General features: G+C 48.4%; 17 protein-coding genes and 2 pseudogenes. All 19 read right to left on the bottom strand.

Features of this window, described 5'->3' with window-relative positions:
- Positions 1 to 264: 264 nt before the first annotated feature.
- The 19 genes and pseudogenes from I2123_RS22985 to I2123_RS22900 all read right to left on the bottom strand — a co-directional run bounded on the left by I2123_RS22985 (position 265) and on the right by I2123_RS22900 (position 21,207).
- Positions 265 to 1,632: a VasL domain-containing protein gene (locus I2123_RS22985; RefSeq protein ID WP_213052886.1), complete on the bottom strand. Its 1,368-nt coding sequence runs from the start codon at positions 1,630 to 1,632 to the stop codon at positions 265 to 267.
- Between the two features lie 26 nt (positions 1,633 to 1,658).
- Positions 1,659 to 2,093, bottom strand: a complete 435-nt coding sequence (tssE, locus tag I2123_RS22980) for a type VI secretion system baseplate subunit TssE (RefSeq protein ID WP_112164085.1) — start codon at positions 2,091 to 2,093, stop codon at positions 1,659 to 1,661.
- Positions 2,093 to 2,632, bottom strand: coding sequence for a type VI secretion system lipoprotein TssJ (gene tssJ / locus I2123_RS22975; protein ID WP_244207837.1), 540 nt, complete (start codon positions 2,630 to 2,632; stop codon positions 2,093 to 2,095). Before tssJ ends, tssE begins: the two co-directional genes overlap by 1 nt.
- Entirely contained in the window at positions 2,604 to 3,698 is a 1,095-nt protein-coding gene (gene tssG / locus I2123_RS22970; protein WP_213052885.1) for a type VI secretion system baseplate subunit TssG, read from the bottom strand. Before tssG ends, tssJ begins: the two co-directional genes overlap by 29 nt.
- Entirely contained in the window at positions 3,662 to 5,425 is a 1,764-nt protein-coding gene (gene tssF / locus I2123_RS22965) for a type VI secretion system baseplate subunit TssF (protein ID WP_213052884.1), read from the bottom strand. The genes tssG and tssF overlap by 37 nt, the downstream gene beginning before the upstream one ends.
- A 108-nt stretch (positions 5,426 to 5,533) precedes the next feature.
- Complete coding sequence (locus tag I2123_RS22960; RefSeq protein ID WP_213052883.1) at positions 5,534 to 5,743, bottom strand: hypothetical protein; 210 nt, start codon at positions 5,741 to 5,743, stop codon at positions 5,534 to 5,536.
- Positions 5,744 to 6,265: 522 nt separating this feature from the next.
- On the bottom strand, positions 6,266 to 6,553 hold the full coding sequence (locus tag I2123_RS25845; protein WP_420834360.1) for a DUF1240 domain-containing protein: 288 nt from the start codon (positions 6,551 to 6,553) through the stop codon (positions 6,266 to 6,268).
- A 124-nt stretch (positions 6,554 to 6,677) separates the two neighbouring features.
- Complete coding sequence (locus I2123_RS22950) at positions 6,678 to 7,934, bottom strand: PAAR domain-containing protein (protein ID WP_213052881.1); 1,257 nt, start codon at positions 7,932 to 7,934, stop codon at positions 6,678 to 6,680.
- A gap of 13 nt (positions 7,935 to 7,947) precedes the next feature.
- Positions 7,948 to 9,540, bottom strand: coding sequence for a type VI secretion system protein TssA (gene tssA, locus I2123_RS22945; RefSeq protein ID WP_213052880.1), 1,593 nt, complete (start codon positions 9,538 to 9,540; stop codon positions 7,948 to 7,950).
- On the bottom strand, positions 9,540 to 12,965 hold the full coding sequence (locus tag I2123_RS22940; RefSeq protein WP_213052879.1) for an ImcF-related family protein: 3,426 nt from the start codon (positions 12,963 to 12,965) through the stop codon (positions 9,540 to 9,542). The genes tssA and I2123_RS22940 overlap by 1 nt, the downstream gene beginning before the upstream one ends.
- Positions 12,962 to 14,194, bottom strand: coding sequence for a hypothetical protein (locus tag I2123_RS22935; protein ID WP_213052878.1), 1,233 nt, complete (start codon positions 14,192 to 14,194; stop codon positions 12,962 to 12,964). The genes I2123_RS22940 and I2123_RS22935 overlap by 4 nt, the downstream gene beginning before the upstream one ends.
- 1,252 nt (positions 14,195 to 15,446) lie before the next feature.
- Positions 15,447 to 15,788 (bottom strand): annotated as a pseudogene (locus I2123_RS22930) (hydroxyethylthiazole kinase); the annotation flags it as partial.
- A 43-nt stretch (positions 15,789 to 15,831) separates the two neighbouring features.
- Entirely contained in the window at positions 15,832 to 16,125 is a 294-nt protein-coding gene (locus I2123_RS22925) for a hypothetical protein (protein ID WP_244879955.1), read from the bottom strand.
- Positions 16,122 to 16,310: a hypothetical protein gene (locus tag I2123_RS25620; RefSeq protein ID WP_244879954.1), complete on the bottom strand. Its 189-nt coding sequence runs from the start codon at positions 16,308 to 16,310 to the stop codon at positions 16,122 to 16,124. The genes I2123_RS22925 and I2123_RS25620 overlap by 4 nt, the downstream gene beginning before the upstream one ends.
- A 761-nt stretch (positions 16,311 to 17,071) precedes the next feature.
- A protein-coding gene (locus I2123_RS22920; RefSeq protein WP_213051187.1) for an IS3 family transposase occupies positions 17,072 to 18,171 on the bottom strand; the annotation gives its coding sequence in 2 pieces (ribosomal slippage) (positions 17,072 to 17,910 and positions 17,910 to 18,171; 1,101 coding nt in all).
- Between the two features lie 162 nt (positions 18,172 to 18,333).
- Positions 18,334 to 19,750 (bottom strand): annotated as a pseudogene (locus I2123_RS22915) (M23 family metallopeptidase); the annotation flags it as partial.
- Between the two features lie 14 nt (positions 19,751 to 19,764).
- Positions 19,765 to 20,019: a DUF2345 domain-containing protein gene (locus I2123_RS22910; protein WP_213052877.1), complete on the bottom strand. Its 255-nt coding sequence runs from the start codon at positions 20,017 to 20,019 to the stop codon at positions 19,765 to 19,767.
- 148 nt (positions 20,020 to 20,167) lie between these two features.
- A complete protein-coding gene (locus I2123_RS22905) occupies positions 20,168 to 20,941 on the bottom strand; it encodes a hypothetical protein (protein ID WP_213052876.1) in 774 nt (257 codons plus the stop codon).
- Positions 20,938 to 21,207 (bottom strand): hypothetical protein, encoded by a 270-nt coding sequence (locus I2123_RS22900; protein WP_213052875.1) that lies wholly within the window; start codon positions 21,205 to 21,207, stop codon positions 20,938 to 20,940. Before I2123_RS22900 ends, I2123_RS22905 begins: the two co-directional genes overlap by 4 nt.
- Positions 21,208 to 21,571: the final 364 nt, after the last annotated feature.

Here is a 21,571-nt window from a genome sequence, read left to right as displayed (position 1 = left end):
TGGATCAAACAGTTTGGATGTTTTAGGGATGTAATTACCCTGCGTACAGTAATGACTTTTTGTGTACCAAAGCCGTTACCAAATGGTTAAAAATCCAATGCCCTTTTCGCTTTATGATCCTAATGCAATGTAAATTTATGTCATCGATTTTGATAATAATGCGGTGCGAAGGGGTAACGGTTGTAGCAAATTTTTACATTTTGAGTAAAAGAACAGAGGGGGAACCGCCAGCAGACAGTCGCAGCTGGCGGGAGTATGGCGGGTTTACTGGGGCGGTGAAAACGGCGGCGCCGGATCCAGCATCGCGTAGCGGTTGATTAACTGTGCAAACTGAACGTCGAGTTGCATCAGCAGTTGCGGTGAGACGGTAGTGTTCTGGCGTTTTGCTTCGGCGAGTTTTCGCAGTGATTCTTCGACAGGCGTGGCGCTGTTGAGTGCCTGCTGAATGGCAAAAACGGAGGATTTCAGCTGTGAGACAGTCATATATTTGCCGCGCTGCTCGTCCAGTCCGTTGAGCTTATCTGCCAGCTGTTGTAACTGCGTGCCTGCCGAGTACCAGCCGTCGAGTTTTTCCAGAGGGAGGGCGTTGGCGGAGAGTTGCTGCGTCCATTCCTGCGTCAGCTTTTGGGTTGCCGGGTTATCCGGCCACAGAGCCTGAGTCTGATACACCAGCTGCGTGCCGGTATCCTGCGCCCAGCGCGGCGAGAGTTTTGCCAGACGACGGGTTTGCTGCCGCGTTGCTGCAATAAGCTGTGGAGCTTCACGGTTAAGCAATTCGGTTTGGCGTTTTTTTAACGTTTCTATCGCCGTTGGGGTCAGCGGTTGCGGTATTCCCTGAAGCGTCGCCATCAGCTGTTCACCGGGTGGTTGACGATAAAAGGTCTTGATACCCGCCATCACGCTGCTGCCCGCCAGTATCGTCACCACCACACCCGCGATAAATCCTTTCCATTGTGGCAGGCGTCTGGACGCTGCGGGCGGGGAAGTTACCACCAGTGGCTCAACGGTTTCGTCTTGTGCAACGTATACCCAGCGCTCGCCTGTGCTGTCTGAGGATTCCTTTTCCGCCTGCATTGCCGCGGCGGGCAGCACGACTCCCACATCTGTGGTGGCGTGCATATTTTCGAGTCGAACCGCTGCGCCGTGCATAAAGGTGCTCAGTGTCGCCAGTTGACTGACATGTTTCAGCTCCAGACGCTGGAGTACGTCACAAAGCACATTGATCAGCTTTTCTGCCTGATAAATCTGCGGAAGGTCACGGTATTCCAGCGTCATTCCCCGCAGGGATTGCTGGAGCCGCTGGCTCAATCCGGTGAGGATCTCCATCCGCGCATGCACCGGTTGCGGCCACAACCCCGGCCACTGACGGGAGATCAGCGCTTCAAGGATGGCTAATCCTTCATTCAGCCCGTTCAGCCCGACGAGTTGCGCCCGCGCCTGGGTGTACCACGATGCGGTTTGCAGTTCGATACCGTTTTGCTGGAACAGGCTCAGGCAAAGCTGCTCGACCTTTTTCCAGTTCACATCCGGGCGCGCCGGATGTGTGAGTTTGCTCAGCTCTTCGCGTAAAACGGCGTACTCAGCCAGCGCACGCGGGTCACCCCCGGTGCGCAGCTGGCGTTCAATAGACATAATCGATTCCTTTCACAGGCGTCTGTTCAGATGAAGTGCTGTTGTTTCAGATGGCGGATTAATACGCGCCCTTCAGGCATAAACGCGGTGCCAAAGCGCACCAGTCCCACCTCTTTCAGTTCGGCGTCGATGCCGTATTCCAGATGACCGGGCGTGGATTGTGGCAACAGCACCACGTTCAGACTTTTCAGGCGCGGTTCGTATTTCAGCAACGTGGCGGAGAGGGTGGTTAACAGGGAATGCGCCGTGCCCGGCATTCCCTGCAAAATTTTGCTCATGTCCGGCAGGCCATAATCCGGCAAATGGCTGAGTGTTCCGGCGCGACAGTTGAGAATACGCTGCATGTTGTCCAGCACCGAAAGCACCACCTGATTCTCTTCACTGACCTGATGAAGCTCAAGGCCGCCCGCAAAGTTGCCGAGCAGCATTTCGTAGAGTGAGGGGGAGTGGGAGCCTGGCATCATTTTTTCTCCGCAAGCAGGGTCAGCGCGTTATTACCCAGTTCGATAGTGCGCGGTTTATCCGGATCCAAATCTTCACGGGTTAACACAAGACGCCACTGATCTTTGGCCATATCCGGATTACGGAACAGACCCACGACCGCCACAAATTTGGCATCCTTTTCCATCGGCATATCAAGTGATGCCGCAGTGCCCGGCTTCACGACCACGTTGCGACTGGCGAGAAGATCGTCTTTCAGGGCATCATCGCCGTCGCCTGCCAGTTGCTGATATACCGTTTTCTGGAAATTTTTATCATCGCGCAGCTGATAAACGCGAACCATCACTGGCTGCGAGGACGAGTTTGTCTCGGTGGCATCGGTATTCAGGGCTTCACGGGCGGTGAAATCCAGATGCAACACTTTTATCTGTTTATAAAATAGAGCTTTTGTGGCTGAGACGGTGCCGTCTGTTACCGTTTGGGTCAGCCCGCAGCCACTCAGTAGTAAAGCCAGCGCAGGCAACCAGAGTTTACTTTTCAAAGAGGTATGTAATAACACGACTATTTCCTTCCTGATGCATATCACGAGCCATTCCGCTGTAGCGGCCCAGCTCCACGGTAAAGTATTCGGGGATATCCTCTGACGGTGCGTCATTGTCCAGCCCCAGCCCCAGCACGCCGGTCAGCCCCAGCCGTATCGGTGTATCCCCCAGCACGGGGGCGGGTAGCAGGTGCGTTGGCACCGTCAGCTGAATACAGGCCTTATAGCGCCACCCCAGATACACTCGCAACAGCACCTGAAAATCCGCATAAATCTGACCGTCCGGCAGCCATTCACTGGCCTCGTCAGGGTCTGAGGTGTGCAGGGAAATCAGCAACTGGCTGTTGGCATCGGTCGCCTCATCTCCCATCACGGTGTAGCCGTCCAGCCAGTTAGCCCCTTCTTCAGCAAACGCCATCGGCGCGGTGATGCGCACAGATCGAAGGCAATGCGGCGTAATATCCGCTTGGGTGAAGGGCGCTAACAGCCGCACCAGCGCCTGCACGCCTTCCGCCGTTCTTCCCGGCTGGCGCATAACTCCGAGCAATGCCAGAAAGCGTGAGGAAGGTGTCGCAAAATGTTGTTGCGAACCGGGGATCCCCATACCAATCAGCCCCAGCAGGCTTTGCGATGTGTTGTCTTTGCCGCCTGCTTCGAAGGTGGCCGGATACGAGTATTTCCGCCAGATGCGGTAGAACTGCGTCATGATGCGGTGGTTGAAAATATCGAGAAAACCTTCGAGCGCCTCATGTCCTTCGCGCCGCTGGGTGATGTCGTCGATATACGATGTCGGCAGCGGCGAATCCACCCCGTACAGCCCCATAAACGTGGTGCGCACCGTCGGCGGCGCATCGGGATGTTCTTCATCCGTTTCGAAGGCCTTCAGTTCACTGACCGGGAACCCCATGCCCGGATGCGGGCGAAAACGCACCGGATCGTCGGCAGGATTGGCAGTGCTCCCCAGCGGCTGGCTACCCGGTTGTTGTTCCAGTAACTGACAGAAACGGAAAAAGTTGATCTTGCCGATGTCGCGCTCAAGCCTGGCGTTTAGCCGGGAATGCGCGGCTTGTGATTCTCTTCCCATTCCAGACGTTCTCCTGTCGGTTGCAGTATCAGGGTCAGGCGGTTAAACAGGTGGATATCGGTGTACAGTGCGAAGAAGCGGCTGAGCATTTCCCCGAACAGGCAGATATCGCCGGTACCGGCAAAGCCGTTGCTGTCGAGCGTGATTTCGATATGCACGCCGCGCAGCAGATAACCGCGTTCAAAGCGTTCGATCTCGCTGTGCTTCACTTCGGCGATGGCATCCAGACGGCGGCGGTTCATCTCATTTCCCGTCCAGTCATACAGCGCCAGCGTGCCGCGCAGGACTTCGGCGTTATCCATCATCCACAGGAAGCTGCTGCCCAGATGGCTCAGCACCCGCCAGTGAAAACGGTCGCGGTTCGGCGGATAACACGGCATCGACGGCACGGACAGATTGCGCACCCGCACATTGGCCCCGGTGGATTTCACCGCGGTATCCAGCACCGTGCTTTGCAGTGATTTTCGCGGCAGCTGGCCGTTGGTTCCGGTCAGGCTAAGGGACAGGTTTTCGTTCTCCGGCACGGTGTGGTTATCAAACGCCTCACCACCCAGCACCAGCCACGTATCGTGCAGGCCGGAAGGACCACGTTTGACGCGCGTGTGGTAGTAATACTCCGGTGCGTCGTGGCGCAGCATCCCGCCTTTGTGGCGGAAGCTGGTGAAAGGTACATACACCTGATGTCCCGAATGTTTGGAAGAGATAACCGAGTCCACCGAGTAGATCTCGGTATAGCCATCCTGCACGCGCATCGGGCGCAACAGATATTCCGTCTGCAAGGAGGAGAGCGAGAGCGGATCAGATTCCAGCGGGAACAGATTAATGACCGGCACGCAATGCAACCGCAGATGTTTTTCCGAGAACGAGAAATCATGTTCCCAGCGATTTTCCAGCACGACATCGATTTCAAACCACGCCAGTTCTGCTGGTAAAACCACGGTTTCGAGCCCTTTCAGCGCGGCGAACATAAATTTTTCGCGGAAAGTGAAGTATTCCAGCAGCAACTGATAACCGCTGAACGCGCTGTCGCCTTTTGGCCAAAGCTGGTCTTGCTCGCTAAAGCCCTGCGCCGCGAAGAATGCGTCCAGCGGCTGACGGTCGTATTGTCCCGGCAGACGGATCCACAGTTTGGCGGTATTGAGCGTTAAAGCTTCATGCAGGGCGCAGGCAAGAGGCGCATCGGCATCAAAATAGATCGGCAGATGGCTCAGGGTCATCTTGCTCCAGTCGGCCAGTTCGCCGCAGTGAAAACGCAGACGGATCACCGAGCGGCCGTCGGGTTCGGTATCCAGCACCGCGCGACTTAGCGAAAGTGGCAGCAGTTCAATATCCTGCGTGGTGGTGTAGCGACAGCGCGTGCGACGTTCTCCTATCGGGCGGGAAAGCACTTCAAAGCCTTTGCTCACCGCCATGCGCTCTTTCATTCCCTGCCATTCGGGGGTGAATTCCACAATGGAGAGGGAAGGGATGGTGCGCAGATAGTGAGGCCACAGCAGGCTGACCAGTCCTTCGGTCAGCTCAGGCAGATCGTCGTCGAGTTTTTCCCGCAGTCGTCCCATCAAAAAGGCAAAGCCCTCAAACAGGCGTTCCACATACGGGTCGCGGGCACCGGCTTTATCCAGATTCAATCCGGCAGCGCGGTCAGGGTGCGCACGGGCAAATTCTTCGCCCGCCTCGCGCAGATAACGCATTTCAGCGTCGAAGTATCGGAGGGTTAAGTCGTCCATGTTGGGTCTCAGTAAAATAAAGATGACCAAAATCAAGAGGGGAGTAATTCATATTCATTTACTAGCTATCTTACTTTTTCTAAGATAATTAGGATCACGACACATTGATTAGAAAGAAAAAACAATAACAATATCCTCTGTGGTTTTGACTAAACCATCAATTCCATCCCAATATTCACTCAGAGGAATAGGCTCAGGAAATAGTAAACTCTGACTTTCGCCGGTAAAAAATGAAAGTGAAGCGATAATTAATCCAAGGAGACAACAAAATAACATCAAGACATTTGCCACGTAGCGCAGAGTATATTTAGTAGCCATGCCTGGTGTCTAAACTGATGGAATTCCTTGGCACTCAATATATCCCTGTTTTTCAGGGTGTTTTCAAATATTATGGCAAATGATATCATTCCTGTTAAAGTTTTTGCTAAAAGTAATAATGAAATATTTATAAATACCTTTCCGGATTTACTAGAAATGTTTTTCCTTTGAATCAATACTGGGATTAAAATTAATGCATACGGCATGAAAAAATAGGAAATAAAATTGCAAAGATAGACCATGTTGAATAAACGACAACGGAATTATACTTTTGATATGAAGATAGCAAATAAAACCCTTTCAAAAAACAGAGAAAGTTAATCCAGAGAAAGTTAAAAAATCCAAAAAAGAAAAAACGTTGCTTCATATTATATATCATCAAAAAACACCACGGTGTTATGTCGTATATTTTCATTATTTCCTCCTTTCCTTTATGTCCTTATTTGTTTGCTTTTTTTGATTTTTATTGTCGTACCTCCCTCGAATTACATTAAAAATTAAATTTAACGCTCTCTTTTTAGCTCATTTCCCACATAATTGAATGCTAATAGCATATTTTTTCGCAGTCCCAGGCATCCAACCCGAGGGGGATTCATGACATGAAATGTACCCTTTATGCTCAAGAATAGAAATATACCCTAATGAAATAAATATTACTAAAACAAAAGAAAATATGCACAAATATTTGAAATATGGCATTAATTTCTCCATCTTCTCAATGGCTACATTTCGTTCATAAATAAATTCTAAAAAAAACCAACAAATTGGGAAGGTGAAAATGATTGGAATACAGACTAAACCAATAGACATCCATGAGAAAGTTATTACATGCCTAAATTCGAGATAATTTGTTATTTCACTAATCCAGAAGTACAGAGATAATAAAGATGTGCTGAATAATATAAATAATGAGGAAAGCGATCTTATTTTCATTTCAATATTCTCTAAGGTTTATCCCACTAAGAGCATCTCTTAGGTAATTTCTAACTTCAGATTCAATGACTATTTTACCTCTTATAAGCATTTCATCGGCAAACATAGCTCCCAAGTCCCAAAATCCTTTTTCCATTTCTCGCGCTTTTTCAACAAACTCTTGTTGAGCATGTTCAATGTACTCAATGAGTTGGTCGGTCATCCCGAATTTTTCATCAAGCTTGTTTAGCCCCCAGGCGGCTAAGAAACCAACACCTACCACAATTGCTAAATTTAGCGCTATAAATGGAGTTATGATAATAACACCTGCAGTAAAAGAAATGATTGAAACAATCCCGATTTTAATCACGTCCGTTGCAATAGAACCAATAAATGTTGAAAGTGTAGTTTCATCGTTTAAAATGTAGTCAAGAATTCTATAAGCTGCAGCAACATAAAAAGTAACTCTGGTTCCTTCTATAATTGATTTTGTAACTCCAAATTTCCCGATTCCTAAATCTACAATTTTAGGGTTTTTAGCAGCAAAAACTGGCGCGTTCAAAACTTTTCTAACCCCGGGGTAGCCACTTATTTTAATCAATTCTGTACCCTTAGCATTAGTAAAGTTCGTTGCTTTAATGCCAAAATTGCCAAGTTGAGAAATAATCATTGAAGTAGTGACTACATCTTTGATATTTGTACCGTAGCTGAGTATAAAAGCCCCCGGAGCGGACTGTGTGATCTGTAGCCATCCGCTCTTGTACGTTCCCCATGAACTTAGTACCTCGATACATTCTTCTGGAGTCAGCAGAGCAATGTCTTGATTATTCGCTTGTAGCATTCCTCTAAGTTTCATATCAGGCAATGTATTTGTATTAATCAACGCAGTTGCAGGATAATCAGGCACATACCCAGAATTTATTGTTTCTCCAGTGACATATGAAGACAGGGCCGGATTTTTCATCTCCGCTGAAGTTTGAGTTGCTGATGAGGAGCTTTCTGAAAACGCATACGTATCATTTATCATCGACGGGATAAATCTTGCCTGGCACGGGCAACTGCTTTTGCTGTGCAATGTGCCTGCAAATTTCCTGCCCATCACAGAATCTCCCGGGATGTGGCCTACGATGATAAACATGCCGGGATGTTTACCGCAAGTGACACGGTCCTGTTCTCGCGCGATTGCCTTCCCGAATAATGTGTGTGTGGGATCCCCTTCGGTGATGATGCCGCCGCAGGTCGTTTTATCTTTTATTACCAGGTAATAACCTTTTGCCATGATGTTCTCCTTTTTAACCGCACAACACCGCTGCACGTGCGGGATCCAGCGCTATCAGCCCGCTGAGCAGGTTGTCCATTTCGGTCAGTAAACGGTTCTTGTCACCGTCGCCGCGCTGATTTTTCATGCGCAGTAATTTCAGGCGGCGGGCTTTGACTTCAAAAATTAATTCCGGCTCCCACTGCTGCAAAGTGAGCGCTGCGCCACCATTATCGAGTTCGCCTAATAAATGCAAAGCCATATCACTCTTACCGTATTGTTCCGCAACGCGGGCCATTACCAGACGTATCAGCCATTGGTGTCGCGGTGTACTGATGCCGGGACGTGACTGCAACCAGCGCAGGGCCGTTTCGACGCCGTCGCTGTCGGCCTGCATCAGTGCTTCGGATTCGAGTTGAAGGATGTCGTCTTCGCCGGAAGTGACCGCAGCGGCGGTTTCGTTATCCCATCCACTGGCAGATTCCAGTACGTGCTGATTAATCCAGCTTTGCGTCACTTCATCGGCGAACGGTGTGCCGTCGCTCCAGGATAAAGTTTCCAGCCCCGGCAGACGGGTCAGCAGCAGGTTGAGATCCTGCGTGATGCATGTGGCCCAGCCTTCATAAGGTGTGCCAGATTTCGTGAGTGCCTGATGCAAATACCACTGCACATCCAGCCAGAAGTGGTTTACCCCTTCACCAAACATGGATTCCGCCTGCTCCAGCAATTCCAACCAGCTTTGTTGAAGGTAAAGACGTTTCAGCTGGGCGCGATATTCAGGGCGCGGCGGCATCAAACGGGTGCGGCCACTGGCATCCAGCGGTGGCAATTCGTGCACGGTGTCCCAGCGCACGCTTTTGATTAGATGATGGCCGGAGAGCCAACCCTGCGGTTGATCGCGAAGGTATTTCGCCAGCGTTTTGGCCTGTTCCATCAGATCGCGTCCGGACTGAACCGCGCGTAAGGAAGGAGCACTGTTGCTTTCTGGCGTGGAAAAAGACGAACTGCTGTTTTGCGGGACGACGGCGTTCATCCCGCCGGACTGTACCAGCCTGTTTTCCAGCGTGGTAAATAATGCGCCCAGCTGTGGATGGGAGGCTTCGTCCCAGTTGTTCAGTGCGTGTTCGATGACCGTCAGCGCGCCGACGATGCGGGTAAAATCAGTTTTTTCCACTTCCGGATACAACGACAGGCTGTCCAGTACGCGGGACCCGGAGATCCATTCCAGCGCCGTTTTACGACTGGCGGCACGCAGGGGATGCAAGCTTTCGCCAAAACGGGTGATTAACGCGGCCAGCAGGGAAAGGCCGTCGGCCAGACCGGCCTCACCGTCACGATGCAGACGCGCCCAGATGTAATAGGTGGCGACGCGCACGTCCTTGCACTGACTGGTCAGCAGTTTTTCTGCCAGCTCGCAGGTGAGGGTGGTATCTGCGCCAGAGAGTTTGTTGACCTCTTCGCGCATCTGCTGAAAATCATCGTCATAGCCGGGATCGGTTCCGGTGGGATTATCTGCCGACACCGGTTGCAGCCAGTTATCCCAGAGTTCAGCCTGTAGAAGCGCCTGCGTTAAAAGCGCTTCACGTTCTACGCCACAGGCGGCTTGGAGTGTGATTAATGTGGCCATTACTGTTCCTCAGCGATCGCATCAGGATCAAAAGGTCGTTCGGTCTGCGTCGATGCTGCTTGTACCAGAAAGATCTTTGTCGGCAGCGTGAAGTTACGTAACTGCAACAGACCGAGCGGGCCTTTACCCAGCTCGGTGCGCAATATCCATTGAAGCGGCTGTTTGTCCGGCGTGATGAAGGTCAGCTGATAGCGACCTTCGTCCAGCTTTTGCTGTTTAGCCTGCTCAAGCCAGCGGATAAGCCCCCAGGTTCCCTGATAATCACCGTACAAACGCGCACCGGCAGAGGTCGAGGTCCACGTCAGCATGGTGCCCGGTTTATAGGTATCCCCCGGCCAGCGGAAGCTCTGCCAGCTTTCCATCTGGTTGAAGTAATGCAGTTTTTGTCCATCGATAGACAGACTGGTTTCCACTACGTTCGGCACCGGGCGCGCCAGCAAATCAAAGCGCATACCCTGACTGCCGTCGGTGAACAAAATGTCAGAGATCTGGCTCAGCTGATTAATCGCCGTCAGGAACTCCGGGTTAAACGTGAGCCCCTGACTGTTCACTTTGTCCGGCACCCAGCGCGTGCCTTCTTTGTGCAGAACGCCGCTCAGCTGACGGGTCAGGAAGCTGTCGATTCGGCCACTGTCTTTGCGGATAAACTCTGCCAGCATTGGCAGCGACGCATCACTTTTACTGACCGCAAACGGATAACGCCCGTCAAAGGCTGATTTCCAGTTCGCCACGATGGCGTTTTTCCACTGGTCATTCAGGCTGGCGGAGGAGGGCTGTAACACGGTCTCCCACGCCTGTGTCAGCGGCTGGACAAACATGGTCTGACCAAACCCGCTCCACTCCTCACCCAGACTGGCGGCAATCAGGCTGCCGTATTCCTGTGTATCGGTCAGATCGACGCTTTTCCCCTGAAAGACGGTTTGCGCCAGTATTTGCGTCATTTCCTGCGGGTCTGAGGAGTTCGCGACCTGCTGGAGTTTCAGACGCACGCGTGTAATCCGGGTCAGCAACGTTTGCAGACTGAGGGAGGTGTCAGAGGACATCATATTCTGCGCGCTGCCTTTGCCCATCAGGGCCAGCAGCGGCCCAAAGGTCTCATCGAGCGGGCCGACTGGGCCGCTGGCGTGCTGATCGATAGCCGGTTGCGCGTCGCTGTTGATCAACGCTTTGGCGGATTTCACCAGAGAGTCGGTCAGCGCCTGATCTTTCTGGCCGGTCTGCCCCTGCCACGCCAGCATATTCATCAGGGCGATGAGCGGTGACTGGCGGACGTCGCTCATCAGCGTCAGCTGGTCGATAACGTCAGAGAGGTTTTTTGCTTCATTCCAGCGCAGGCTGTTGAGGAAGTTCAGCCAGCTGCCGGCAAAATCGGTGAAGTAGCGTTCAGTCAGACGTTTTTTCAGCGCCTCGGGGGAGATGTTATCGGCGACCGAGTAGCGGTTATCACTCAACACCCAGTCAATTTCTTCGCGGCGGGATCCCACCGCTTTGTCGATCGCCTGCTGGATCTGTTCATCCCATGCCTTGCGGGTAAACATGCCCGGCACCACTTCTTCGCTGGTAAACAGCCGCTGCGCATCGGTTCCGCCAGTCATGTCGACGAGCGTCATGTCTGCGTAATTGCGGCGCACCGAGAGCAGCATGTTTTCGTACAGCGTACTTTCGGCGTTGCGCTGGCCGATTTCTCCCAGAAGCACCTGACGCGCCTGTGATACCAGGGATTTATCGGCAGTGATTTTCCATGATGGCTGGGCAGGTAAATTTACCGCATAGAACTGCCATAAATCCGGTGCCAGACTTTGCCACAGGCCGGGAGAGACGCCGGGACGAACCGGTTCTGTGGTCTTCATCACCTGCGCGTAAAATGCGCCATCGGCTTTATCAGGGCGCGCCATCATCAGATAGGCTTTCAGCTGGTCATAACCTGATTTTGCCAGCGCCGCACGTTTCGGGCTATTGGCGGGCAGGTTGGCGAGTTCGTTAAGTTTTTGCTGCAAACTTGCCGCGGCTGCATCACGGATCAGACGGTTGCTGGCGTTGCCATACCAGGGCATCAGGGTTGTGAGCAGTTGGGCATTGTGATCCAGACCAAAACGCTGATACCACGGCGCTCCCCTTGCCACGTGGGCCTGCATCCGGCCAATGTCATTGCGCAACGTTTGTAAGGCGAGCAGTTGTTCGTCCGATACCGGCTGGAGTTTCGCCAGAGCCTTAGCCTGATCGGCGGCAGACACCATCTGATGACGGTTCACCGCAAAAGACATTACGCAGCCCGCGCCCCACAGAACAATCAGCGCCAGTACACCGTAGCAGAGTGTTTGCTCCCACGGCAGACCGACGCGGCGACCTTGCGCAGACCGGCAGTCCTCCAGCACACCCTGCCAGCTGGCTGGCACCGCCCAGGTTTTTTCATGCACGTCCGTCGCCGGTGTTGAGCTATCCGGCAGGCTGAACATCAGCCCGCGCAGGGGAATGCGCTGAGCGTATTCACTAAACCACGGCGTCAGGATCCTTCGCCAGCGCAATGCAGCGGATTCTTGCAGCGTGTTTGCCAGACGCAGAAGGAAATCATGCTGACGGTTGAGAAAGACCTGCTGTAGCCCCTGTTCGCGAAGCTGAGGCAACAGCGATTTCAGCTGCGATTCTACCGATTCCGGGGAACCATTCGCGGCAAAAACCGCGCCTACCGGCTGTTCAGCGCGCTCAGCCTGCGGCCACGCACTGTCGCAGACCTGCCACAGATACACCGAAGGTTGATAACGCAGCGCTTCACCGGTTTTTTCCAGCGTCCGCAGGCCGTCATCCAGCCACTGCGCGCTCTTACTTTGTGATTCTGTCATCGCCCAGACAATGCCATCGAGCGGGCGGCTGCGGCGGAGTTTTCGCCATTCGGCCAGACGGGTTTCGTCAACCTCCCGGTGCAGACTGCCTGCGTGAATCAACACGGTGCGCTGGCCTTCCAGCCAGCATTGTGTCGCCAGCTTAGGGGTCAGGGCGGTGATTTGTTCCGGTTCACCTGCCACCATCAGCAGACGAACTTTATACCACCAGAAAAAGCCGTAGCGGCGGCGCAGGCGGGTTTTCAGCTGGGCAACTTCGCTCAGTGTTATGTCTTCTGCCTTCTCCACTTTTTCCGGGGCAGGGGCGTCGTAGCCCTGAGCTTGCTGACGCATCTCATCAAACTGTTTTTTGCCTGCCAGACGGGTGCTGATAAATGAAATCATCGCACAAAGAGCAATAATACCCGTCGCAACGACCAGGCCAGTCAGCCAGCGGTCGTGTTCTGGAGACCCGGCTGTGAACCCCACTCGGGCAGGGTGTTGCCAGACCAGCCAGCACAATATTGCCCCGGCCAGTAAAAACAACAGGGTAATTGCCCAGAACAAAACTTCCGGTTTTTTTATGGGTAAGGCAATGCGCTTCACGCGTTATTCTCCTTGTGAGAGGCGTAGGGGGAGACGACGGTACTCCAGACACTGTCACTGTCTTGTTCGCCACTGATGATCATATGCGGTGCAGGGGATTGCCGGATGGCCTGCGCAGCGGCTGCAATGGCCAGCCAGGGTGCTGCACGGCCGGGGTTTCCCAGAAACTCATTAATATTGTGTATGCCTGTCGTGGGATCGACAGAGGCTAGGGGCGGATTTGCCTGTGCAACGATGGCACATTGATATCCTTCACTTGTGCCGGGTATACCGACCAGCCACAGATGCTGCAAAGCGGTCGCTTGCAAGGGAACCCAGTCAATAGCTTGATCAATTTTTTCCTGCAACGCGATGGGGTCTGGCCGTGAAAGTTCAGGCCGATGCAACAATGCTATCGGAGGCAGCGTTGTTTGAGTTATTCGGTTGCCTAACAGCAGCCCTGTGACGGTTTCGGCAGTGTTGTCTGGCTGCCTGGGGGCGATTTGTAGGGCAATCACCAGCAAAACGGCTTTGTCCTGAATGCTGTAATCGAGCCAGTGATCAATGGCCATCAGTCCGTGCCCGGGAATAAATGCCATGTGCGGCGTAAGATCGCTCTCAAGCCAGGCTTGTTGCCAGAGATCGCGAACCTGAGCAACCGGTAATGAGGAAGAGGATTCCAGCAAAACGGCGACAGGGTTATCCTGGGGTAAATGAGATAAAGGTTCAGTCAAGGTTTGCAATAACTCGGCAAAGGCGCTGGAAACCTGTGTTTGCGGTAATACATCCACGGAATCAGGTAACCGACTGTGCCTGACGCTGCTCTGGCCATTCCATGAAGTCTGAGAAAAGAGGATGTCTTCATTACGCAGTAATGCGTCAGTTGTATCCGTGAATTGAGCCTTCGCCACGAGTGCCGTCCGGTGCTCGGCCGCAAGGATTTGTAATGCCCGTCGTCCGCGACGAACCTCCTGTAAAATGACCTGTTCGCGCCTTTTGTCCCAGGCGTTAGCATGGATCTGCTGCATTATATATACCGTCAGGCGAAACCCCATGAGTACGACCCAAAACAAGACGGGGATCCCAATGGCAAACCACCAAAAGGAGGTTTCGCCCACCAGTTTCCCCAGAAACCGCATGAGTAGTATTCCTGTGGCAATAAGCCCCACCAACGTGCTCAGCCAGCGTAACGGCTTGGGCGGCAACGGGCGTAATGCTGGGCCAGGTATGGTATTTAGATTTACGGGCATGGGAAGACTCTAATATTATAGGTCAGAGATTAAATTAAACTGGGGCGTGAATTAACAGCGTATTTAATCTAGTGAAACTCGAAGATCTATAAAGGCTTTTTATCCTTCTGGATAAATAAATTCCTGATCTCGACTTCTTTAATTAATTTTTTGAGTAATACTTAGCTACGACATTATTGTTGCCTGAAACTCTTTCAAGAATCCACATATTTTGTAACCCCTTTAAAATCTTAATATAAACATCCTTTACGAGCTCGTTTTGGTTATTTTGTCTTCTAATGTGTCTTTTGCTAATCTATAAATACCTAATGTTATACAAAATTAAAAAAAAAGTCATAGAGTCATTCCACATGTTTAATGTCATTTTGACTTGAATGATCCTAATTTTCGTCAAACGAAACACTGCTTAATAATTTAAATGCATCTTGAGGGGGAATTAACTTGCCATTAATTTTAATACTCTCACCAGACCCACAAAGTGCATTGTCATTATGTATTAGGCAAAAATAAAATCCTTCACCAATACTACCGTCTTTAAGTTTTCTCATTTTATTTATAGCTATGTAGCCGTTAGAATTTTGACTCTCAACTTTTATTAATTCTAATTGATTGTTTTTGCCATTTTCCTTGTGATTTTTATCTGGTACGGATTTCCATTCTTTATTCGTGTAGTCATATACGATTTTATTATCTGTGCTACTTTCACTAACACCATTGTTGTTGGTTTGTTGAGTGTCATATCCTGCCTCAAATGCATCTCCAGAATAAATGCAACTCCATTCTGAAATAGGATATTTTTTTTGTAATATTCATCATCTGTTAGTGTAGGAAATACATGGTCTTTGAAGTGCACATTGCAAGCATCAAAGTTTGATGATGAGGAAATATCAGCATTGGAATTTGATGACAACCTCCTAATAACTGAAGTTGGTTTGTCTTGATGCGTTGGTACTGAATCTAACGCAAATGTGCTAAAGCTCAAAAAAATAGTAAGGCATACTAATGCTTCCTATGAGTATACCCTTCAGGAAATGGAATTGTTAAATTTCCAGAGGTGTCCGGGAATTTATCTTCGGTTAAAATAGCCAGAGCGACTCCGTATGCACAACATCTTGCATCAAATCCATTTAATGAAGGGCTATAAAGGCTGTTTATCCTACCGGGTAAATTAACTGCTGCGCTAGCTTTCCAGAAGGAAGGGCTCCGATAATAATACTTCGTTCCACTATTAGAGTTAACTGAAACTCTTTCATTTCATCCCATCTCCAATATGAGATAAGTTTGAATCAAGAGTTCTCCTTTGAGGTGCAGTTAAAATCGGCCTGCTACTTGAGTCTCTTCCTATAACCATAGTCAAAATATTATTTCTTGAATCTCTTAAATCACTTTTAGTGACATTCCCCAAATCATTACCTTCACGCTCATAATTGTGGGAATAACCATAAATATCTGTCGGGTCAGCATAATACCCATTAATTTCTTCGGCAAATGATGGATGCTCTGGATGACGGTTAAATGAAACAGAACCCTCAACTATAAGATTTAAGTTTTGTGATTCAATTGCACCTTGCCCCAGGAAGTGAGCTGCGCGCAGCATCATGAAAAATCAACTAAATTTATTGAAGCAACTCTCATTACTAATTTTTTTCAATTTCTATATGGTAAACACTTCCTGTGCTTGAGATATATACTTCTTCGGACTCACCAGTATCGTTTTCACTATTGTAAAAATGACCACCAATCAATTTATTTCTATTTGATATATAAGTGACAGTGTCAGTGTGAACTCCACCATCGAGAGTCATAATTAACGAAACAGGAAAGCTTATAGTATCCCTTCCCTTGAGAAATATTTTACCATCTGCAGTAACTCTGGCATCTGATACACTGTTAGGGGCATCGGTACTAATTAATATGAGTAAATCTATCATTTTAGATAATGGTTCACTTTTTTTTCATGACTACCGACGTCATCCAATACTTCATTTGAAACTTTCCCACAAAGCATTACTGTGTATTGGCTCAAATCTCCAAGGGCAGAATCATCTGCAGCGACAGTCATTGAGGAAAATAATAAACTAAAAAACACTATTGTTATTTTTTTTAAAATATTCATTCAACCAATTCTTCTATAGTTAAGTGGAGGGGTAACTTCGTCATTTATTGCATACCAAGCATGTTCAAAACTGGGCCAACGAACTAATTCAAAACCATTTGCTGCTGGGTTTACTCGGCGTGTGACTTCTAAAGCATCCGACACTTTACATCCTTTATCTGCCCAAAAATTAATCCCTAAACTACCGCTAGGCGCCAATCGCTTATTGACTATTATATATTTTTGCTTGCTTGCCCAGTAATATCCCCCAACATCGCAAGAATAATACGCATCTTCTACAGGAAGTTGATTGTTCGGCTCAATTGTGAAAAAAATCCATTCGATATGTTTATATATTCTCCATAATTCCTATAGTTCTCACGTCCAGTTAGATGTATGGTGCCCCTTCCTTTAAATCTTGCACCATCACCAACAATATTATTTCCAAGCTTATTGCCCTGATTTGTTCCTGGCTCATACATGTCAAAATAACTTAAATCACCATTTTCAATGAAAGATGAAAATCTACCAGTCTCTCTCGCCATCTGACTAAAATAATGTGCAATCCTCAAAGGGGAGGTAATCAAATATTTCCTTAGCGACTTCGGAAGTTCATTTATCAACCCTGAGGGTCTTATCACCTCACCACTGCTTTTTTCCCCTTGGTTAGTAATCCTCTCTATTAAGGTATCCTTACTTATGATCCCTTCCCAATATTGATGCCAGGATAAATCAGAGATCCGGGTCTGTTGATCCCTTCCCAATATTGATGCCAGGATAAATCAGAGATCCGGGTCTGTTTGCAGGCTTCGGACAAATTCTTCCGGAGTCTGGTTATTTAATGAGGAATGTGGCCGGTACTGGTTATATTCCTGCCGCCAGTGCTCGATCTTCTCCTGAGCATCTTCCAGTGACAGGAACCAGTGCACATTCAAACACTCATCGCGCAGGCTCCCGTTGAATGACTCGACCAGAGCATTATCTGTCGGTCTGCCGGGCCGTGAGAAGTCCATTGTCACCTTATTTTCGTATGCCCAACGGTCAAGCGCTTTAGAGATAAATTCGCTGCCATTATCCGTCTGCAACCGGTGTGGTATACGGTGCTGCATTTGTTTCAGGCGCTCCATAACAGCCACCACATCCTCTCCGCGCAGCCCCTGACCAACTTCGATCGCCAGGCATTCACGACTAAAATTATCCACTACAGTTAGGGCACGTATCCGACGCCCGTTGAACAGATTATCAGCAACAAAATCCATGCTCCAGCACTGATCTAATGCGGTCACTTCTGGACGGGCGTGTCGGTGCCTGGCTGTAACATGCCTGAGTGGGCGTTTTGCTCGCAGATTCAGTCCTTCCTGACAGTAAATTCGGTGGGTTTTCTTGTGGTTGACTAACCAGCCTTCCCTGCGCAAAAGAATATGAATGCGCGGGCAACCATAGCGGATCCGTGTCTCCGCAATTTCTCTTATCCGGTGAGTCAGGGCCCTGTCATCACGACAACTGCGATAGAGGTATACCGTGCGACTCTGCATCATTAAACGGCAACCACGACGCAGCCCGATACGAAAGGCGTCCAGCAGGTAAGTCACCGCTTCACGCTTCTGAATGGGCCTCAGAACTTTTTTCGAATGACATCCTGGAGCATTTCCTTATCCAGACTGAGGTCCGCCACCAGACGCTTAAGCCGTTGGTTTTCGTCCTCAAGCTGCCGCAAACGGCGCAGTTCTGTTACGCCCATACCGCCAAATTTTTTCTTCCAGTTATAAAAAGTGGCTTCAGAAATACCCATCTTTCTGCACACTTCCTCCACCCGAGTGCCTGTTTCGGCCTGTTTAAGGGCGAATGCTATCTGTTCTTCAGTATAACGGGTCTTTTTCATGGTTGATATGCCTCTCAGTGAGATGAAAGAAAGACCGGATACTTTAGTTTAGGCTGGCACTGTTTTCAGGGAGGAGATCACTTAATGGCGTCTTAAGTTCTGATGTCATTGGATAAGCATTCTGATAGTGCCTTACTAAACTTACAATGTTGTTTTCTCCTACCCAGCCACATTTCCTGAAATGCTCAATAAACCCACGCGGATCAAAATGCCATACTTTCCCTGACCCCAAGGCCCCTGAATCAAAACAAAGGGCCTCGGTATGCTGTTTAAACCTACCGTAGTCTTCTTCGCTCATCAGAATTCGATCCTTCGATTCCTGAGATCCCGGTACTTGCCATGTTGCGGTTTTTTCCGGTGTACATTGCTCCCAGGGCAGACCAGTCATCAGCCATTTGTACCTGGCATCAATGGTGCTTTTTTCCCACTTAAACGGAATACAGCAGATAAGTTTGCTGTTTTGTGCCGCATATCTGTCTTCTTGCCTGAGATTTCTTATTGCCGCTGAGTTGCACTGGCTATGTGTGTCTTTATCATCATCAATCAGCTGCCATCCCATCCAGTGGGGGAAATCGGCATCGCTAAACTTTTTAACAGCCGCTACGGCCAGGTTCACAACACCTTGCCCGCCGGGATAATTTACGGTCATCCATAAGGGGGCATCAGCAGGAACCAAGGTTTCATGTTCGGTGTTGATAATGCGCCCAAAGCGCAGCAGTTCATACCCGGCGCTCGGACTTTGCGGATAGTGTGAGGTGGCTGTTTTATAAAGGTTGTATTCATAGTCCTCGCCGTCGGCATTGACCAGAGGTGAACCAACAGGCTCATAGGCACCTTCTTCCTGCGCGCGCTCCTGTCGCGTAATCATCGTGCATGCCCCTTTACTGAGACTCATGCTTGCATACAACGGAACCGCGCTGGTATGCACTTCATTCAAGTTCGTTGTGGTAGCTATATTAGCCGAAGGTCGCGCCTCATAAAATTTCGTTCCTGCAGGGAGATAAAAATGAACATCGCCGTAGACAACATCTGTCCGGCCACTTTCATTAATATTCAACTCGCCAGTAGCTCTACCGGCCAATTTACTGATATTTGCCTCATCACAGAAAATCTGGAAATGAAATTCATTCTGCCCATCAGTCATTCCCGAAGAACCCAGCGGGGCTTTACGATAGATGTTAGCGTCAGTTTTGATCTCTGCTTCAAGATGTTTCAGATGCATGTACAAAGAGTAATAAACAACCTTCCCATCTTCACCGGAACCGATTTCAGTCTCATGCTTCAATAAAACATAGCCATCATCCGTGCCTCTGAGAGGCGAATACTTCAGCGGGAATTGATCTCTTTCCCAGGGTTTTGAAGGCATTCGAAACGACACGACCGTACCGTCAGCTATTGCCCTGATTTTCTCAGGCAATGCGCCTGAGTCCGTATGTGGTATATGGATCCCACCATGCCATGAATCCGATGCATTAAGAGGATATCCTCTGCGGGAACTGACAGGCATCAGCGCGTCAACCCAGTCAGTATCTGACTGGGTTGTATCCCTATCTCTCAGATATGGAGGACTGATAATCATGTTGTGACTCCTTGTCAGGAAAATGTGAAATGACTGGTGGGTTTTGTTGTTTCCGGGGCGACACTCGGAAAATCTTCTGGATTATTTGCCTTTTCCTGCCGACCGTAATTCCCTGCCTTGGTCAGATATTCCCCGGTCTTACCCGATTCAATCTTATTCTCATCCAGCGTGATATAACTGCCGCCGGCGTTAATCGTGATCTTCTTCTTCGCGGTAATTTTGATCTCATCTTCAGTGCTGGTGATCGCCTTGCGGGCTAGTAATTTCATCGTCGCGGAAACTTAATAAATGCATGACACTTTTTGGCAATTCTTTTTCTAATATAAATGGCAGTCTTGTAGAGTGACCTGTTTTTTGCTTTACAAATTTGAAAAAATGTTTTTTATTTTTTTTGTTGCGAAATCCCCTGCTATGTTTTCATAAGTCTAATGTGCCTCCCAGTTGTTGAATAGTAGATGCGCCTTCAAAAGCTTTAATACACATCGCCAGTATTTCATCACTGTTTCTAACCCTTCCAAATTCATCTATTTTCGTTGGGAAAATCACTCGTTTGTTACTCTTTATATTCCAGACTCCAGATCCTGCAGGTATCTTACCTTCCTGGCAGTTAAAGTCATTTACTACGACATATTTTCCATTGATTGAAATTTGACCGTCACCATTAGTATCTCCCAGAGAAAACCCTTGCTCTGTTTTTTTTGTTTTTGGATTATAAAAATCTGCGCCATGTAACAAGTTTATGTCGCTACCAAAATGAGAAATAGATGCTAACCAACTATCTTTACCCTCTAATGAAAACTGAAGAAATAACTTATTTTCGAAATTTATATCCTGTAGCATAGTAATGTGCGAATTGGGTAGAGAGTAGAGTTTTGTTTTGCCATTGTCACACTCATTTAACTCATTCATCAATAGATATCTATGGGAGGAAAATAATATGATTGCTTTTTTATCTGTGGTGATGCGCAAGAGACCGTTTCCATTTTTCGTGTCTTCTTCAGTCAAGTTGCTTATTTTGCATTTTTTTGCACTTCCTGTTATTAAATTTTCCAAAATGACCTCGGACATATCATTATTATCAAGGTGTATTTTAATGTCATTATTTTTAACTGAGATTGAATCATAAGATAATGCACTTAATGAATAAATATGAAATATTGTAAATAAAGATATTAATGTAAATGATTTCATATCATCATTCCTTTAGCTGTTTTCGTAAAGAATTTGCGTTGTTCAAATCCTTTATCTGCTCCGTTGATGGCTTTTGTTACTTGTTCTATGACTCTGTTTTCATTTTCACCTTGACCTTTGTTCATTATATATTCTTTGTCATTATCCATTGATTGAATCGTTTTTGGCTTTATTCCTCGAATGAAATATCCGCCCGTATCTATGCAGTTATATTCGTTCTCAGTTACTTTTTCTGGTGAGTTGATAATTGCAGGTTTTTTCTTCATTTTACTTGTGTTCTGTTTTTTATATTCAGAGTCATCCCACCAGTATGCATCAAAATCATTAGTCTGTAGCCATCGTCTACACATCATTAGCCTTGGCGGTAAGCTTCCTGATGACTTCATTCGTAGTTAAATATATATTATTAGTAGCTGATGTCTACATCGGACAGAAAACTATTATCGACGTTTTAATAAATTGAAGTTATAAAATCACCTTTTTCACATCTAGCTTTGCTGTCGATTCATGCTCCTAGCTAATTCTATTTAAAATCTGATTGTTAATAAATCTGTAAATTCCATTTTTAAATTCAAAATAGTTATTCAGCCCTGTGACTACTTTAATCATTTAAGGCTGAGCGTTTAAATA

Origin of the sequence: Rahnella inusitata, from assembly GCF_018288855.1 — a bacterium.
Lineage (GTDB): Bacteria > Pseudomonadota > Gammaproteobacteria > Enterobacterales > Enterobacteriaceae > Rahnella > Rahnella inusitata.
Note: the sequence above shows the minus strand (reverse complement) of the source record. Positions and strands in the feature narration are given on the sequence as shown.

Coding starts and splice junctions, on each gene's coding strand:
- I2123_RS22905 (WP_213052876.1), bottom strand. CDS start 20,941: ATGAAATCATTTACATTAATATCTTTATTTACAATATTTCATATTTAT.
- I2123_RS25620 (WP_244879954.1), bottom strand. CDS start 16,310: ATGAATATTTTAAAAAAAATAACAATAGTGTTTTTTAGTTTATTATTT.
- I2123_RS22910 (WP_213052877.1), bottom strand. CDS start 20,019: ATGAAATTACTAGCCCGCAAGGCGATCACCAGCACTGAAGATGAGATC.
- I2123_RS22900 (WP_213052875.1), bottom strand. CDS start 21,207: ATGAAGAAAAAACCTGCAATTATCAACTCACCAGAAAAAGTAACTGAG.
- tssE (WP_112164085.1), bottom strand. CDS start 2,093: ATGCCAGGCTCCCACTCCCCCTCACTCTACGAAATGCTGCTCGGCAAC.
- I2123_RS22985 (WP_213052886.1), bottom strand. CDS start 1,632: ATGTCTATTGAACGCCAGCTGCGCACCGGGGGTGACCCGCGTGCGCTG.
- I2123_RS22960 (WP_213052883.1), bottom strand. CDS start 5,743: ATGGCTACTAAATATACTCTGCGCTACGTGGCAAATGTCTTGATGTTA.
- I2123_RS22935 (WP_213052878.1), bottom strand. CDS start 14,194: ATGCCCGTAAATCTAAATACCATACCTGGCCCAGCATTACGCCCGTTG.
- I2123_RS22925 (WP_244879955.1), bottom strand. CDS start 16,125: ATGATAGATTTACTCATATTAATTAGTACCGATGCCCCTAACAGTGTA.
- I2123_RS22950 (WP_213052881.1), bottom strand. CDS start 7,934: ATGGCAAAAGGTTATTACCTGGTAATAAAAGATAAAACGACCTGCGGC.
- tssA (WP_213052880.1), bottom strand. CDS start 9,540: ATGGCCACATTAATCACACTCCAAGCCGCCTGTGGCGTAGAACGTGAA.
- tssG (WP_213052885.1), bottom strand. CDS start 3,698: ATGGGAAGAGAATCACAAGCCGCGCATTCCCGGCTAAACGCCAGGCTT.
- tssF (WP_213052884.1), bottom strand. CDS start 5,425: ATGGACGACTTAACCCTCCGATACTTCGACGCTGAAATGCGTTATCTG.
- I2123_RS25845 (WP_420834360.1), bottom strand. CDS start 6,553: ATGTCTATTGGTTTAGTCTGTATTCCAATCATTTTCACCTTCCCAATT.